The sequence below is a fragment of the Dehalococcoidia bacterium genome, assembly GCA_021295915.1.
Classification (GTDB): Bacteria; Chloroflexota; Dehalococcoidia; order Lucifugimonadales; family UBA1123; genus VXRN01.
This window is the reverse complement of sequence record JAGWBK010000001.1, coordinates 184,656-200,774: the sequence shown is the minus strand read 5'-3', so window position 1 is coordinate 200,774 and position 16,119 is coordinate 184,656. Positions and strand designations below refer to the sequence as shown.

Sequence of the window (16,119 nt, the reverse complement as noted above, 5' to 3'; positions counted from 1 at the left end):
TGTGCCGAAAGGCGTGGGAGTTCGAGTCTCCCCTTCCCCACCACTTCACTTATTACGCGCCGATTCCCCGAGGACTTCTACTCTGTCCGCGCACGGGCGACCACGCGGCGCTGCCGTTTGCGGTCAACTGCGGAAAGAGACATCTTGCGTAGCCGCAGGTTCTGCGGAGTGACCTCCACGAGTTCGTCATCGGAGATGAACGCCAGCGCTTCCTCGAGGCTCATGGTCGTAGTGGCCTTCAGGCGCTTTGCAACGTCGGCCGTCGACGAGCGGATGTTGGTCAGCTTCTTTTCCTTGCAGACGTTGATGTCGATGTCTCCCTCGCGGCGCTGGGAGCCTACAATCATGCCGGAGTAGACCCTGGTGCCGGGGTCGATGAACGTATCGCCCCTACCTTGGGCGTTGAGCAGCCCATAGGTGACAGCTACTCCGCCCTCGGACGCCACGAGTGCGCCACCGCGCCGGGACTGGATTTCACCCTCCATCGGTTCATACGACGAGAAGACACTGCTCTTGACACCATCGCCACGGGTGGTGCGTAGAAAGAAGGCGTTGAATCCGATGAGCCCCCGGGTGGGAACCTTGTACTCCAGGTACACGTAACCGTCCTCACCGTACCGCATATCCCGAAGCTGGCCCAGGTGCGCCGACAGGTATTCCGTCAGCGTGCCCACATACTCTTCGCGGGTAGTGACGTTCAGGACTTCATAGGGTTCGTGCACCTTGCCTTCGATCACCTTGGTGATAGGCACAGGGCGGGAAACCTGGAATTCGAACTGTTCACGGCGCATGGTCTCAACCAGGATGGACAGGTGCAGCTCGCCGCGCCCCGCAACCACGAAAACGTCCGGGCTGTCCGTCGTCTCTACTCTCAGGCTGACATTCGTGCGCAGCTCCCTTGTCAACCGTTCGTGGAGATTGCGGGAAGTGCAGTAGTCCCCCTCCTTGCCCATGAAGGGGGAGGTATTGACACCGAACGTCATTCGCACTGTCGGCTCGTTAATGTCAATTGCGGGTAGAGCCATCGGGTCTTCGAGAGAAGCAATGGTGTCACCAATAGACATTCCCTCAGGACCGGAGATTGCCACAATGTTTCCGGCATGAGCCTCTTCGACCTCGACGCGTTCCATCCCCTGGAATACAAAGATGCGCTCGATGAGGTGGTGCGTGGGCTCGGCGCTACTGCTGAGCAGGGCCACTTCGTCCCGCTGTCTGAGTGTGCCGTTGGTGACGCGGCCGATGGCAATCTGTCCCAGGTAGTTGTCGTAGTCAAGTGCCGCAACAAGCATTTGCAGAGGGGCGTCAGGGTTTCCCTTTGGTGGCGGCACGGAATCCAGAATGGCCTCAAAGAGTGGTCCCATATTCGATGCGGGTTCACCCAAATCCAATGTGGCGTAACCGTCGCGGGCAGATGCGTATACAACAGGAAAATCAAGCTGCGCTGCATCCGTGGCCACGTCCAGGAACAGGTCCTGGACCATCTCTACTACCTCAGCCACCCTGGCATCGGGTCGGTCAATCTTATTTACAACCACCATTGGGTTTACGTTCTGCTGTAGTGCCTGGCGCAGTACGTAAGTGGTCTGCGGCATGGGGCCGTCGACGGCGTCTACAAGTAACAAACAGCCGTCTGCCATGTTCATGACGCGCTCCACCTCGCCACCAAAATCGGCGTGGCCCGGCGTATCGATGATGTTGATCCTTGTTCCCCGGTAGGAGACGGAGGCGTTCTTGGCCAGGATGGTGATGCCGCGCTCCCGCTCGAGGGGGTTGGTGTCCATGATCAGGGCTCCCACCTGTTGGTGAGCAGCGAATACCTGGCCCTGTTTCAACAGTTCGTCCACCAGGGTGGTCTTACCGTGGTCAACGTGGGCTACGATGGCCAAGTTGCGGATGTCGTTGTTCCAATAGTCGTTCAAATTCACTACCTCAGCCATCATCTTAGAGTATTCCGCGAACGGCAGGCCACGTGCCAGGTAGAATTGAACGCCCCATGAGGCTGATGAGGCCGCTACACTACGTCCCAGTCTGGCCCCGGATGAGATTCAGTCCAGACCTGGTCTCTCAGCATGTGGCCCTCTGGCCGCCTCTTGGCAGTCCTGACCAGTTGTCCATCTGCTGAATCGCAGTCAGTTGTAGTATTCTACGCACCGCCTCGAACTGAATGGCCAGTGGTCATCGCTCTTGATCGAAAGGACAGATTGTTGAGAATTGGTGTTGACGTCGGCGGAACCTTCACAGACCTGGTCGCGATGCGTGTGGGGGACTCGGCTCCAGCCGTGTTCAAGACCCCAACGACGCCTGACGACCCATCACTTGGCGTCGTCAACGGTATTGAGGGACTTGCAGCGGCAATGGAGGTTACGTCGGAAGACCTGCTTGGCGGCGCGGAGGTGCTGATTCACGGGACTACTGTGGCAACGAATACGTTGGTCGAGAGAAAGGGAGCCAGGGTAGGCCTGATCACGACGGAAGGGTTTCGCGACCTGCTTGAGATACGCGAAGGGCTGAAGGAGGACAGGTACAACCTGCGAATGGACCAGGTCGAACCGCTCGCTCCGAGGTACCTGAGGGTAGGAGTGCCCGAGCGTGTGGATTCCAGCGGGATGGTAAGGCGTGAGCTTGACGTAGAGGAGCTGAAACGCCAGGTCGAATATCTCCAGTCGGAGGGCGTAGACTCGGTCGCGATCTGCTTCCTCTTCTCGTTCCTGAACCCCGACCACGAAAGAGAGGCAGAGCGAATAGTCAGAGAGATGATGCCCGACGCCTACGTATCCTCGTCTCACGTCATCCTTCCCCAGATCAAGGAGTTCGACCGTCTTTCGACGACAACGCTGAACGCGTATGTCGGCCCGTCACTGGCCAGTTACCTCCGGCGGCTCGAGGGTCGAATAACTGAAGCCGGCGGGACTGTGCCCGTCTTCGTTATCCAGTCCAACGGTGGAATCGCGCCGGTATCGGACAGCTCTGAGCAGGCCGTGAGGTCGATACTCTCCGGCCCTGCGGGAGGGGCAGCCGGAGCAGCACACGTGGCCCGGCAGTTGGGAGAAGAGCGCGTTATTGCCCTCGACATGGGCGGCACGAGCACTGACATTACTCTGATAGAGGATGGCACGCCACATGTGACGGGCGAGAAATTCGAAGCGGGCTGGAAGATTGCCGTTCCCACAGTCGACATACACACCCTCGGTGCAGGCGGCGGGAGTATTGCCCGCGTCGATGAAGGCGGAGTGCTGCGTGTCGGTCCTACCAGCGCAGGCGCAGACCCGGGTCCCGCTTGCTATGGGAAGGGCGGAACTCAACCCACGGTAACGGACGCTGCCCTTGTTCTTGGGTTGCTCAACACCGACAAGTTCCTTGGAGGAGCCGTTCAGCTTGACGAAGAGCTGGCGATCGAGGCGATATGCAGCCAGGTCGCTGAACCCCTTGGACTGGACGTCGAGTCTGCCGCGGAGGGCATACTCAGGGTCGTGTCCAGCTCGATCGCGGAGGGAATCCGCCTGGCTTCTGTGAGTCGTGGCCTCGATCCCCGCGAGTTTGCCCTGATGGGATTTGGTGGCGCCGCAGGGCTTGTGACTACAAGGGTAGCGAGGGAGATCGGCATCAGCCGCGCCCTGATTCCGCCTGCCGGCCCGGTGCTCTCCGCGTTCGGAATGATGGCGTCAGACCTGAAGTACGATCTTGCTTTCTCCCATCCATCGAGCCTCAGTACTGTGGATCTCGATAGCCTGCGATCTGCATTCAACGACCTGGACCAGGCCGGCCGTAATCGGCTTCTTTCAGCCGGTGCCACTGATTCCGACATTACCGTGACCTTTTCGGCTGACATGCGCTACCTCGACCAGATTTACGAGGTGACGGTCGAGGTTCCAGACTTGAACTTACCCGATGAGGAGTTGCGGCTTCGCTGGGCGGAGAACATGCACATCCGGTTCGAGCGTCTCTACGCGTATCGTCAGCAGGAACAGGACATCAGGATCGTTACCCTGCGGGCAAGCGCGGTCGGGAGACTTCCGGCGGGCTCAGGTTTGGACTCAGACTCAACAGAAGCCACGGCAAACGAGCCGAGTTCTTCCCACCCGGCGACTCAAGGCCCATCAGTGATCAACACCGACTACAACACAGTGGTAGTTGGTGAGGGGTGCTCTGCGAGACTCGACTCGCGCGGCGTCATGCACATCGACGTCCAGATTGACACACAGGCTCCTGAAGATACGGCGGCAGACTCCGTCACCCTGTCCGTGGTTGGAAACCGGCTGGAGTCCATCGCGATCGAGATGATGGACGTGATGCTCCGCACGGCTCTCTCGCAGATCCTGAACGCGAGCAGGGACTTTTCGACGGCCATCCTCGACAGTCAAAGCAGAATGGTCGCGCAGGGGGAGGGCATCCCCGTACACATGAGCGCGCTCCCGGTTGCCGGGCGTGCCGTGTTGGACTACTTCGGAGACGACATTGCCCCCGGTGACGTGTTCCTCCTGAACGATCCGTACTTCGGAGGCTCACATCTGCCGGACCTGACCGTGATCAGGCCAGTGTTCGTCGACGGCGACCTTGTGTTCATGACCGTCAACAGGGCGCACCACACAGATGTCGGTGGAGGCACCCACGGGGGCTACAATCCGTCCGCGAGCGAGATCTTCCACGAAGGTCTGCGCATTCCGCCGCTCAGGATATATGACCGTGACGTCCCTCGTGACGACCTGCTGCAGATGATGGCGGCAAATGTCAGGACCCCGAAGAACTTTCTTGGCGACCTCAATGCCCAGATTGGATCGGTACTGACCGCCGAGCGCCGGATACGAGAACTTGTCGATCACTACGGTGTCGACAACCTCACTCGCATAGTGGACGGGATTTTGGAGGCGACGGAGGCGCAAGTGAGGAGCTTCATCTCCGAGTGGCCTGACGGCGTCTACTACGGCGAATCGCTCGTTGATGACGATGGATTCGACTCGGAACTCATCCCGATTAGGGCCGCGATCACCATCGCTGGCGACACGATGACCATTGATCTGAGCGAGTCCGCGTCCCAGGTTACTGGATTCATCAACAGCGCATACGCGAATACCAGGTCCCTAGCTCACGCCGCCATCATGTACGTGGCCCCGTATGACGTGCCCAAGAACGAGGGTTCCATGGGCCCCCTCGAGGTCATCGCGCCCAAGGGTCTGATAGTCAATGCCAACGCTCCCGCCCCTGTTTGCATGAGCACCAACCACTGTGCCGAGGAGATTGTCGAAGCGATCTTCAAGGCCCTCTCTCAGGCGGTCCCAGAGGCAGTGAACGCCGGCTTCTCCCGTCGTCTGAGGTACGCAATCACTGGGATCGATCCGAGGACCGGCGAGTCGTTCCTGTGGCACTTCTTCATGGCGAGGGGCGGAGGTGGAGCGTCGCAGGGACACGACGGCTGGAGCTGCGTAGGTGAGGTGAACGTTGCCGGCGGCATTCGCGCCAACAGCGTTGAGGTTACCGAGGAGCGCTTCCCCCTGTTCGTAGTGAACCACGAGCTCAGGCCCGGCTCCGCAGGTGAGGGCGAGTGGAGAGGTGGCCTGGGGGCCGTCTGCGAAATCGTCTACGAGGGTGAAGGGGACGCTTCGCTGAACACCGCAGGGGACGGCGCTGTTGTGCCTCCGTTCGGTGTTCTTGGCGGCGAACCAGGGCTTCCTCACAGGTACTCCATCGTCTCTAATGGGACGGAAACTGTTCTACCGACCAAGCAGACGGGCGTGGTTGTGAGGCCTGGCGACCGCATCGTCGCCCTGTCATCCGGCGGTGGGGGATATGGTGACCCCGCCCAGCGGTCTTCCGAGACCGCAGCCTGGGACGCGAAGAACGGCTACGTCTGATAGTTCCTGACTCGACCATCAGATTGACACACTGGGGAGCCGTTCATACAATCGCTCCGACTGTCGAGGAGGGAACAGTGGCGTATTTCGTCGACCCCAACTACCAGACCAAGGCCCGCAAGCCCGACGACTTCGACGAATTCTGGGCTGACGTGGTCTCTCAGGTTGAAAGGCTGGACCTTGAACCTGAAGTCGTGCTGGACCCCCTGCGGACTTCGGACGAGATAGAGGTCTTCCAGACCTATCACACAAGTATCGATGGCGTTCGCATCGCAGGATGGTACTGCCTGCCGAGGGATCGCGAAAGGCCACTGCCCGCGGTGCTTGTAGTACCCGGCTACCAGAGCGACCCCGGGATACCTAAGGAGTGGGCGAGGAGGGGCTACGCGGCCCTGGCGGTGGCGCCCAGGGGAAAGCTGCGGTCCAATTCCCAGTTCAATCCAGGCTATCCGGGACTGTTGACCTACGGCATCACGGACCGCAACATCTACTCCTACAGGGGATTCTACGTGGATGCCTGGAGGGCGGTGGACGTCCTGCTGTCGAGGGACGAGGTGGATAGCGCCAGCATTGGTGTCACAGGCAGCAGCCAGGGCGGCGGCCTGACCCTGTGCACTGCGGCTATGCGCAAGGAGGTAGTCGCCGCGGCTGCCGGGTGTCCATACCTCACGGGGTTCATGGACTCGATCGAGCTTACACACACCTACCCCTACGAGGAGATCAACGACTACCTGAGGCTGCACCCCGAGAGCAGAGAGCTGGTAGAAGAGACGGTAAGCTACTTCGACTGCATAAACTTTGCCGACCGGATAGACTGCCCAATCATCGTGAACATCGGTCTCCAGGACAACGTTTGCCCGCCTGAGACCGGATACGCTCTCTACCACCGAATAGCGAGTGAGGATAAGCGCCTGTACGCATACGACGGGCAAGGTCACAGTGCCGGAAGGTACGAGCACGACCCAATCATCGCGTCGTTCTTTGACCGCCACCTCAAAGGGGAGGCGTCACATGACTAAACTGACCGTTTCCAGGCCAGTAGACTTCAATGACTACTGGGCGGCTGTTTCTGAGGAGTTGGCCTCGACTCCAGCGAGTCCGGAGATCGAAGCGATTCCCATCAGGAAGACGGACTTTGCCACTCTGTACGGGGTGCGACTGAGCAGCATAGGCCCCTACAGGCTGTACGGCTATCTCAGCATTCCCAAGGGTCGGGGGCCTTTTCCCGCATTATACTGGACTCCGAAGTACGGCAGCGTGCTGGAGGTCATCCCTCAGGGCACGGAAAACGACGTTAGGAGCAGGTTCGTGACTTTCTCGCTCGCAGGGCGTGGGCAGCGGAACTCCGACCAGCCATTCGCTGCCATGTTTCCTGGCCTTCTCACAGTGAACATTGACTCGAAGGACAGCTACGTCTTCAGGGGGATTGTTGCCGACTCGATACGTGGTCTGGAATTCGTTAGCACTGTTCCCGAGGTAGACTCATCGCCGATCGTCGTCATCGGTAACGATGTCGCCTTGCAGGCAGTTGCTCTAGTCGGAAAAGCATCCCACGTGGTCAGTGCACCGGCGCTGTTCTTCGAGACTCTGGCATCGGCGACGCGAACCGAGTCGTACCCCCTGGAGGAGATCAACGACTACCTGCGCCTTCATCCATCCCGCAATGAACAGGTGGCCCAGACGCTGTCGTACTTCGACCTGCGGAGTTTTGCGCCACTGGTGAATGCCAACGCGCTGTTCATGGCCGGACCGGCAGGCTCCTCGCTTGGACCGGAGGCGCTGGGAGATCTCGCCTCGTCGATCCCCGGCGGCGCGGATATCTATGCCTCCCAGCAGTCCAGCTACAAGGACGGCCTGCACCAGGAACAGTGGATAGCGTCGAAACTGGGCTTCGACGGGCCAATAGTCCCGGCTCATTGGAGATAACACTCTTGGTAACGTCAGGTACTGAAACAGCGACCCTGAAGATCGACAACTGCGACTTCGTCCTGACCATGGACGACGATCGGCGCATCATGACCGGCGCTACGATAGTCATCACCGGGAACACGATAACCGCGGTCGGAAAGACCAGTGAACTTCACGTTATTCAGGCAGACGAGACCATCGATGGACGCCACTTCGTAGTGACCCCTGGTTTTATCAGCGGGCACATGCACATAAGCTACGCTCACGCCACCCGGGGAATCTTTCCCGATGACCTGGGGCCTGCCTATCTGCCGAACGTGTTCGCCCTCCAGGGGGTGATGACACCTGACGAAGAGCGACTGACTTCGCTTCTCGGAATCACTGAACTGCTGAAGTATGGTACTACCACCTTCGTCGATCCAGGGTCTACTAAGTACATTGAGTCATGCCTCGACGCGTACAAGCAGTCAGGATGCCGAATCGTGACTGGCACCCAGGTCACGGACAGGGAAAACCCGCTCAACGTGCCGGTCTACGAGACTGCAGAGGCCCTGGAGATCACCCGGGAGACGATTGGCAGGTTCGACGGCGAACTCGATGGGATGGTTAGCGCGTGGGCAATGCCGTTCTCGCCGGACTTCGCCTCGGCTGAACTTCTCGCAGGTACGGCGCAGATCGCCCGTGACCTGGGTACGCGATCGACGCTGCACCACAGCTATACGACCTCTTCACGCAGCGGCTGGCTCGACCGGACCGGCAGAACGCCGACAGCGTTCCTTGACCAGATCGGTATCCTGGATGAAGACATGCTCCTGGCTCACGCACTCGGCATAACCAGGGACGACGTGGGCATCATCGCAAGGTCGGGCGCTACAGTAGCGATGTGTCCGACGGCAGCGGCCAAGGGCGGCTCCGGGATGACAAGGACGGCTCTGCTCCCGGAACTGGTGGACGCAGGAGTGGCCGTCGGCCTTGGAACTGATGCTGCCAACAACTCGAACCTGGTTGAAACGATGAGGTCGATGTACCTGGCCGCGATCCTCTACAAGGACGGCAGGGAGGACGTGACCGTCATTCCCGCCGAGACTGCAGTTGAACTGGCCACGATTACGGGAGCAAAAGCGCTGGGTATGGACGACATGATCGGGTCGATCGAGGCGGGGAAGAGGGCAGACCTCGTCCTGTTCGATACGAGGCGGCCTGAATGGCGCACGCTGTTCAATCCCATCAACAATCTCGTCTATTCGGCCGATGGTCGTAGTGTCCACACGGTGATAGTGGACGGCCGACTCGTCGTCCGCGACCATGTGCCTACCTTCGTTGACGAATGGGAACTGATCCAGGAAGTCCAGGGCTTCGGCGCTGACATGATGAAGCGGGCAGGGGTCGATTTCGGCCCTCGCTGGCCGGTGGTGTGACTCCAGTGGTCTCAGGCGTCCTACTGCGCGGCAAGTGCGTCGCCGAGCGCAAACGTCCCTACGCAGCCGACTGCGAACCATCAATCACCTCAGAAAAGGCGTTCTCCGACCTGTGGGAGCGCTCGCTGGAGCTCAGGCCGCAGCTCACAGGGCGCGATGGGGAGACCTACGAGGTCCTCTTTCCAGGTGTACGGAACCAGGGAGCGGGCCCCGACTTCAAAGGCGCGGTATTGAGGCGCGAGGGAAGTACCATCGGCGGCGATGTTGAACTCCACCTCGACTCCAGCGGCTGGAGGGGTCATGGGCACCATAGGGACTCCAGGTATAGGGGAGTTGTCCTACAGGTAGTCCTGAAGGCTCGACCCGTCCGTGGCGGCGCTCCAGCCCCGCCGACGGCAGAGGCGAGATTTGAGCTGGACAGCGACACCCGTGTGGCCCCGATGCCTGCAGGAGAGTCGCCAGACCTCGAGGAGCTTGGACTCAGACGGTTCCTGGCCAAGAGCGCGGGGTTCAGGCTTGAGCTGGAATCGGAGTCGAACTCAGACCAGGTATTGTACGAGGCTCTCATGGACGCTATGGGCTACGCGCGCAACCGGAAGCCGTTTCGAGCTCTTGCCAGAGGTGTCCCGTATGCTACGTTCTCGAGCCTGTCTGCAGAGCCGGTCTCTACCGCGGAGTTCGCCGTCTTTTCGGGGTTAGCAGTGGGCGGAGGCCTGGTAACGGACTTGGACCAGCTTAAACAGGTTCAGGTGCGCAGGTTAGCTCGCCAAATGGGTGTCAGGAGCTGCTTAAGTCCCAGTTCCTGGAACCGGTTCCGGGTGAGGCCGACTAACGCTCCTTCCTCCCGATTGAGGGGAATTGCGCCCCTGATAGCGCGAAGCACCGGGGCAGGGCTCGTCAGCGCTCTCAAGGCCGTGTTCGAACGTGAGGGGGTGCGTGGCCTGATTCTTGAGGTGGAGAACCGGCCGTACATTGGCCGAGGTTTTGCGGTCACCGTGGTGGCAAACGTAGTGGTGCCTGCTCTCCACGCTTTCTCTCCTCCCCACAACGCAGGTGAGCAGCAGAGGATGGAAAAGGCGTTCAGCGAGATGCCTTCTCCCCCTCAAGACGCCGTAACCAGGGGCGTGAGCTCCGTCCTGGGGCTGGACGTCCGCCTAAAGACGGCTAGCCAGCACTTTGGGCTACATGCGCTGGCCAGATCGAAGTCGTGGCCTGGCTCAGGAGTGTCAGCCGCCTAGGTCGGCGATGATCTGCTCCGCCTCTGTAATATGCTGCCAGTCCCTGATCGGATTGGCCACTTCGAGCGCCTTCCTCAGGTCTTCGATGGCGTCTTCGCGCTGTTCCCTGTCGAGGTAGAGCCTCGCTCTTTCTATATACGCTCCTGGATGGTCTGGCTCCAATCTAATCGAGGTCTCGAAGTCCTCCAGTGCCAGCTCAGGGCGCTCATCCCCGTAGAAGGCCTTGCCCCTGCCATAGTATGCGCGACCAAAGTCGGGCAGCTTCCTGATGACCAGGTCGAACGCCGTGACCGCGTCGTCGAACTCCTGCACCTGAAGTAGCCTTACCGCACGCATGTACTCGAACAGCGCCGCAATCTGGGGAGTGGCTGTGGGGTCTACCTCCGGAGTCGGCGTGGGCGTCGGCTCTGGGGTCGCAGTCGGCTCCGGGGTGGGCGTCGGTTGGGGTGTGGGTGTTGGTTCTGGAGTGGGAGTCGGCTCAAGGGGTGGAGAACTGCAGCTGATCGCGAAGATGAACGCCACCAGGAGAAAGACGGTTAACCCGAGTTTTAGCATGAATCCAGCCTGTAGAAATTTGCGATATTGCGATAACAGAATAGCATAGCCCGTGTCTGAGGCCCGACATCCGTCGGGCCGCTTATTCTGTAGAACGCTCCACAGGCGCCAGGGTTGGGAGTTCCAATCGAGAGGGCGATGAAATACAGTAATCGGGCCCGGCAACCGGCCGGCAAAAGGAGGTAATGTGATCAGGTCTCTTGACGGGATATCCCCTAAAATTCACCCGACTGCCTTCGTGAGCGAGGCGGCCTATGTAATTGGCAACGTTGTCATAGGTGAGGGCTCCAGTGTTTGGCCCGGTTCCGTTGTTCGCGGCGACATGGGACGCATCACCATCGGAAAGTACACCTGTGTCCAGGACAACTCTGTAGTCCACTGCGACACCGATGCGACCATTGGCGACTACGTTGTGATCGGTCACAGGGTAGTTTGCCATGCCAGGAACGTTGGTTCACGAACGCTCCTGGGCAACGGGTCAGTCGTTAACGATGGCGTTTCGATCGGAGACGAGTGCGTCATTGCTTCGGGTGCTGTGGTTCTTGACGATATGCAGGTGCCGGAGAGGTCAATTGTCGTGGGAGTCCCCGGACGAGTCAGGGGAGAAGTGCAGGACAGACACCTGGAGCTTGGAGACTACTTCAGCGGCGTTTACGTCCTGAAGACGCAGCGATACCTTAGAAACGGCGGCCTCGGCTCCTGATTAGGCGCTGCGACCTGAAACGTCTCACATCTTATCTGGCGCGGTCACACCCATGAGGTCGAGGCACTTCGCTAGGGCCACCCTGGCAGCCTGGCATAGACGGAGACGGGCCCGTGTGAGCTCCTCTTCTCCCTCTACGGTCGAGATGACCCGGCACTGCTGGTAGAACCAGTGGAACACCGTGGCCAGTTCCTGTGCGAAGTGGGGCAGGTGGTGGACGGCAAGGCTGTTAGCCATCAACTCGACCAGCTCCGGGAGCTGCACGATCTTACGGATGAGGTCGAGCTCTGCGTCGTCGGTCAGAAGCGACAGATCGCCGCCGTCGAGGTCTATGCCCCGTTCCTGAGCGTTGGCGATGATCCCAGCGATGCGGGCGTGAGCATACTGGACGTAGTAGACCGGGTTGTCCGACGACTGTCGGGTAGCCAGCTCGAGGTCGAACTCCATCTGCGTCTCGGCGGCCCTCGACAGGAAGAAGAACCTGCACGCATCGGCGCCGACCTGGTCCACGAGGTCGTCGACCGTGATGATGTCCCCGGATCGCTTGGACAGCCGGACCAGCTCTTCGCCCTGCTTGAAGGTGACCATCTGGTAGATCATCAGGGTGAGGCGGTCGGGGTCGACGTCCATCGCCGAAACGGCAGCCTTCATCCTGGTGACGTGTCCCTGGTGGTCTGCCCCCCAGATATTGATGACCCGGTCGAACTTGCGCCCGACGAACTTGTCGTAGTGGTACGCGACGTCTGAAGCGAAGTACGTGGGGTCTCCGTTCGACCGTATCAGGACAGCATCCTTCTCCTGGCCCAGCTTGGTTGCGGCGAACCATTCGGCGCCGTCTGCCGAGGTCCTGTATCCGCGCTGCCCGATCAGGTCCATGACCCGTTCGTAGTCGCCCCGCGTGTACAGGTCCCGCTCCCTGAACCAGTTGTCGTATGACACGCCGATTCTTTGAAGGGACTCTCGTATCGAGGCGACCATCGCTTCCAGACCAACCTCTCCTATTGCCGCTATGGCGCCATCCCTGCTCATACCCAGGTATTCGTCGTCGTGGTCTGACCTGATCTGCTGCGCAAGGTCCACCATGTACTCGCCCTGGTAGCCCTCTTCCGGCATCACGGCATCTCTGTCCCACGCCTGGAGGTAGCGAACGTATGCCGTCTCGTAGAACAGCTCCATCTGGCGGCCTGCATCGTTGACGTAGTATTCGCGCTGCACGTCGTAGCCAGCGGCAGCCAGCACGTTCGCGAGTGCGCTGCCCAGCACGGCGCCCCTTGCGTGTCCGACGTGGACCGGGCCAGTTGGATTAACGCTAACGAACTCGACCTGGACCTTGACGTCCCTTGTGCTGGCAGAGTCGCCATAACTGGAGCCGGACTCGATTACGACGTCTACCTGCGACCTCAGCCATTCTTCGTTGAAGCTGAAATTCACGAATCCAGGGCCTGCAAGCCATGCGCTCCCCACGAGGGGGGAGTTGGGCAGGGAGTCGACGATTGCCTGCCCAATCGCCCGCGGGTTCATCCTCATCGGGCGAGCGAGCTTCATGGCCAGACTGCAGGAGAAATCGCCGTTCTCCGCCTTTTGCGGTCGCTCTATAGACAGGTCCTGAACGTCTACTTCAGGGAGTGTCCCTGAGCTGATGGCAGCGTCGAGTGCGCTACTGATAAGCTGCGCCACCTCTGAGCGTAGAGAAGTAGTCATGAATTAGAAGCCAATCTGATTCAGTGTTGTTGAGCAGTTCGTCAGGCAGACACGTGAATCGAAGGACCACCGTTCTGGCCTGATTCACCAATCGATCCGATCACCGCGTGCGTCTGAACACCGTGGTGTTCCAGGGCGTCGATGAGCGCGACCGTGGAAGAGACAGGGACTGAGATGAGCAGCCCGCCGGATGTCTGTGCATCGGCCAGAAGCAGCTTCTGAATATCAGTAACTGATTCGTCCCATGTTACGTCAGGCTCGAGCGATTGGAGGTTCCGGTGAGTTCCACCCGGGGCAACGCCCTCTTCCGCCAGAGCCTGGGCTCCGGGGATGAAGGAGATTGCGCCGAGCTCGACAGTAGCAGAAACGCCACTGGCACGCGTCATTCCGCGCAGGTGACCCAGCAGACCGAACCCAGTCACGTCGACGCAGCCGTTTACTCCGACCGAAGTCATGGCGTGGGCAGCATCCCGGTTGAGGGTGCTCATAATCTCGACTGCGGACGCTATCACGTCCTCTCCAGCCACACCCTGCTTGCCTGCCGTGGTTATGATTCCGGTGCCGATCGGCTTGGTGAGAACAAGCTTGTCGCCGGGCCGAGCCCCTGCGTTCGTGACCTCGTCACCAGGCTTCACAACTCCAGTTACGGATAGGCCGTATTTGGGCTCTTCATCGTCGACGGTGTGCCCGCCGACTATCAGCACGCCGGCCTCCTGTGCCTTGTGCGCGCCGCCGATGAGAATCGACCCAAGTATGTCCTTGGGCAGGGCAACAGGGAATCCAACTATGTTCAATGCGATGAGGGGCTCGCCGCCCATAGCGTAGACGTCACTGAGCGCATTGGCGACTGCAATCTGGCCGAATGCGTACGGGTCGTCCACTATCGGCGGGAAGAAGTCCACTGTCTGGATGAGGGCGGTGTCGTCGCTCATCCGATACACAGCGGCATCGTCGCCGGTGTTCACTCCGACGAGCAGGTTCTCGTCCGAGACGGGTGGGAGCTGACTCAGGATTTGGCCCAGATCCTCTGGGCTGAATTTAGAGGCTCAACCCGCACAGCTGGCAAGGCTCGTCAATCTGATCTGTTCGCTGGTGTCGACCACGTGAATTCCTCCCGAATTAAACGTGCTGGAGAAGCCACGTAAGTATAGCATAGCCTCTGTTTATGCCCGGCTGCGAAAGGTCTTATGAAACGCCGTAGCCGGCCTCAGCGTAGGCGGTCAGCTCCCTGTTTCCGGGTAGATACCTCGCGCGGCCCTTGGGACGCTGCATTACACCGTTCTCGACAAGTATCTCACCGCGCTGCATCGTCAGCACCGGCTTGCCCGTTATCTGCTTGCCTTCGAACATCGTGAAGTCGGCGTTGCAGTGCTGGGACTCAGCGCTGAGAGTGTGTTCCACGGTCGGGTCGAATAGCACGATGTCGGCGTCTGCGCCCGGATCAAGGGACCCTTTCTGCGGGTACAGTCCGAAGATCTTGGCCGGATTCTCGCACATGACCTGCACCAGACGCGGGAGGGTAATCCTGCCCGCGTTTACTCCCTCCTGGTAGACGACACACAGCATCTGCTCGACCCAGTTCCCGCCGAAGGTGGCGTCGAAGATGGAACCCTCTGCGTCAGGGTCGGCCTCCGTGTCGTACGAACCCTTCTGCGACTTCATGAAGCCGCAAAAGTCGCTCGCTATGGTGTCGATGAGGTGTGAGTCCAACCCACGCCACATTGCCTCGTTGTCTTCCCGTTCCCTGAGGGGAGGGCCAATCTTGGCAAGTGATCCGTGGTCGAGCATGGCCTGGTTCGTGAGGTCGAGATACTGGGGACACGTCTCACCGAAGAGGTGCATCTCCTCTCCTCGGAACTCTTCCAGGACGCTCAGGATCTCGCGGGCTGACAGGTGGACGATGTACAGGGGACAGCCGGTTACCTTGGCGTAGGTCGCCGCGCGGTTTGCGGCCTCGATCTCAAGTATCCTGGGCTGTGAAGGCGCGTAGTGTTCCCGACCAACGTGCCCGGCATCGATCGACCGTTCAACGAGGTGGTCGATGCAGTAGCCGTTCTCCGCGTGGACCATGGCGATCCCGCCGTCTGCTGCGGCCATCTCCATCGCACTGAGCATCCGGTCATCGGGCATCATCATGCCGCGCCTGGGGTAGGTCATGTACATCTTGAACGAGATGACGCCCATATCCATGAGCTGCGGCACCTGGTCTTCAACGTCGTCGTCTCCAAGCAGGATCGCGTGGATGGCGTAGTCGAGGTAGGAATCGGCCGCTGCCTCGTCCATGAACTCGTCAATCATGTCGACGACGGTGCCCTCGATGCCCTGTCGACGCATGTTCTGAATGAATGGAACGACCGTCGTCACGCCCCCGTGCGCTGCGCTCAGGGAGAATGTCTCGATGCGATCGGCGTTCACCGGGTGGTTGTGCGCGTCGACAATCCCGGGGAGTACGAATTGCCCCGAGGCGTCGATGATTCTCCCTATATCGGGATCGGAATAGCTTCCGTCGTTTTCGACGACTTTGCCGTCGGCGACGACAATGTCCTCGCGCGTGATGCCACTTCCACGGACGACGAGGCCGCCCCGGATCATGTAGTCAGCTCCTCTGCCTGCCATGGGTCACATCCTCCCTATTGGTCTCGCTCGCTATCATATCTGCGCAGATTGGGGTGTCAAGCCGGCTGCGTTTGCCCCTCTTTATGACGACATATAGAATACGCGCTGCGAAAGTTCTGACTTCATCCACA

General features: G+C 59.9%; 11 protein-coding genes. 6 read left to right on the top strand and 5 right to left on the bottom strand.

What is annotated here, in order from left to right:
• Window positions 1–77: 77 nt before the first annotated feature.
• A complete protein-coding gene (gene typA / locus J4G14_00935) occupies window positions 78–1,937 on the bottom strand; it encodes a translational GTPase TypA (GenBank protein MCE2456366.1) in 1,860 nt (619 codons plus the stop codon).
• A gap of 267 nt (window positions 1,938–2,204) precedes the next feature.
• Here typA and J4G14_00930 point away from each other — a divergent pair, with 267 nt between their 5' ends.
• From J4G14_00930 to J4G14_00910, 5 genes are all read left to right on the top strand, one after another.
• A complete protein-coding gene (locus J4G14_00930; protein MCE2456365.1) occupies window positions 2,205–5,849 on the top strand; it encodes a hydantoinase B/oxoprolinase family protein in 3,645 nt (1,214 codons plus the stop codon).
• A 77-nt stretch (window positions 5,850–5,926) separates the two neighbouring features.
• Window positions 5,927–6,868 (top strand): acetylxylan esterase, encoded by a 942-nt coding sequence (locus J4G14_00925; protein ID MCE2456364.1) that lies wholly within the window; start codon window positions 5,927–5,929, stop codon window positions 6,866–6,868.
• Window positions 6,861–7,775: an acetylxylan esterase gene (locus tag J4G14_00920; protein MCE2456363.1), complete on the top strand. Its 915-nt coding sequence runs from the start codon at window positions 6,861–6,863 to the stop codon at window positions 7,773–7,775. Before J4G14_00925 ends, J4G14_00920 begins: the two co-directional genes overlap by 8 nt.
• A 5-nt stretch (window positions 7,776–7,780) precedes the next feature.
• Window positions 7,781–9,175 carry an amidohydrolase family protein gene (locus J4G14_00915; protein ID MCE2456362.1) on the top strand — a complete coding sequence of 465 codons (1,395 nt, stop codon included), beginning with the start codon at window positions 7,781–7,783 and terminating at the stop codon, window positions 9,173–9,175.
• A gap of 5 nt (window positions 9,176–9,180) precedes the next feature.
• Window positions 9,181–10,413 carry a DUF2851 family protein gene (locus tag J4G14_00910; GenBank protein MCE2456361.1) on the top strand — a complete coding sequence of 411 codons (1,233 nt, stop codon included), beginning with the start codon at window positions 9,181–9,183 and terminating at the stop codon, window positions 10,411–10,413.
• On the opposite strand, the gene J4G14_00905 is transcribed toward J4G14_00910, so the two are convergent.
• Window positions 10,402–10,968, bottom strand: coding sequence for a tetratricopeptide repeat protein (locus J4G14_00905; GenBank protein MCE2456360.1), 567 nt, complete (start codon window positions 10,966–10,968; stop codon window positions 10,402–10,404). The genes J4G14_00910 and J4G14_00905 overlap by 12 nt on opposite strands.
• Window positions 10,969–11,155: 187 nt before the next feature.
• Here J4G14_00905 and J4G14_00900 point away from each other — a divergent pair, with 187 nt between their 5' ends.
• Window positions 11,156–11,671 carry a gamma carbonic anhydrase family protein gene (locus tag J4G14_00900; GenBank protein MCE2456359.1) on the top strand — a complete coding sequence of 172 codons (516 nt, stop codon included), beginning with the start codon at window positions 11,156–11,158 and terminating at the stop codon, window positions 11,669–11,671.
• A gap of 24 nt (window positions 11,672–11,695) precedes the next feature.
• Here the strand turns inward: J4G14_00900 and J4G14_00895 are convergent, their stop codons facing one another.
• From J4G14_00895 to J4G14_00885, 3 genes are read right to left on the bottom strand one after another with little or no spacing between them, the layout of a single operon-like run.
• Window positions 11,696–13,372, bottom strand: a complete 1,677-nt coding sequence (locus J4G14_00895; protein ID MCE2456358.1) for an arginine--tRNA ligase — start codon at window positions 13,370–13,372, stop codon at window positions 11,696–11,698.
• A gap of 41 nt (window positions 13,373–13,413) precedes the next feature.
• On the bottom strand, window positions 13,414–14,526 hold the full coding sequence (selD, locus tag J4G14_00890; protein MCE2456357.1) for a selenide, water dikinase SelD: 1,113 nt from the start codon (window positions 14,524–14,526) through the stop codon (window positions 13,414–13,416).
• Window positions 14,527–14,557: 31 nt separating this feature from the next.
• Window positions 14,558–15,988 carry an amidohydrolase family protein gene (locus J4G14_00885; GenBank protein ID MCE2456356.1) on the bottom strand — a complete coding sequence of 477 codons (1,431 nt, stop codon included), beginning with the start codon at window positions 15,986–15,988 and terminating at the stop codon, window positions 14,558–14,560.
• Window positions 15,989–16,119: the final 131 nt, after the last annotated feature.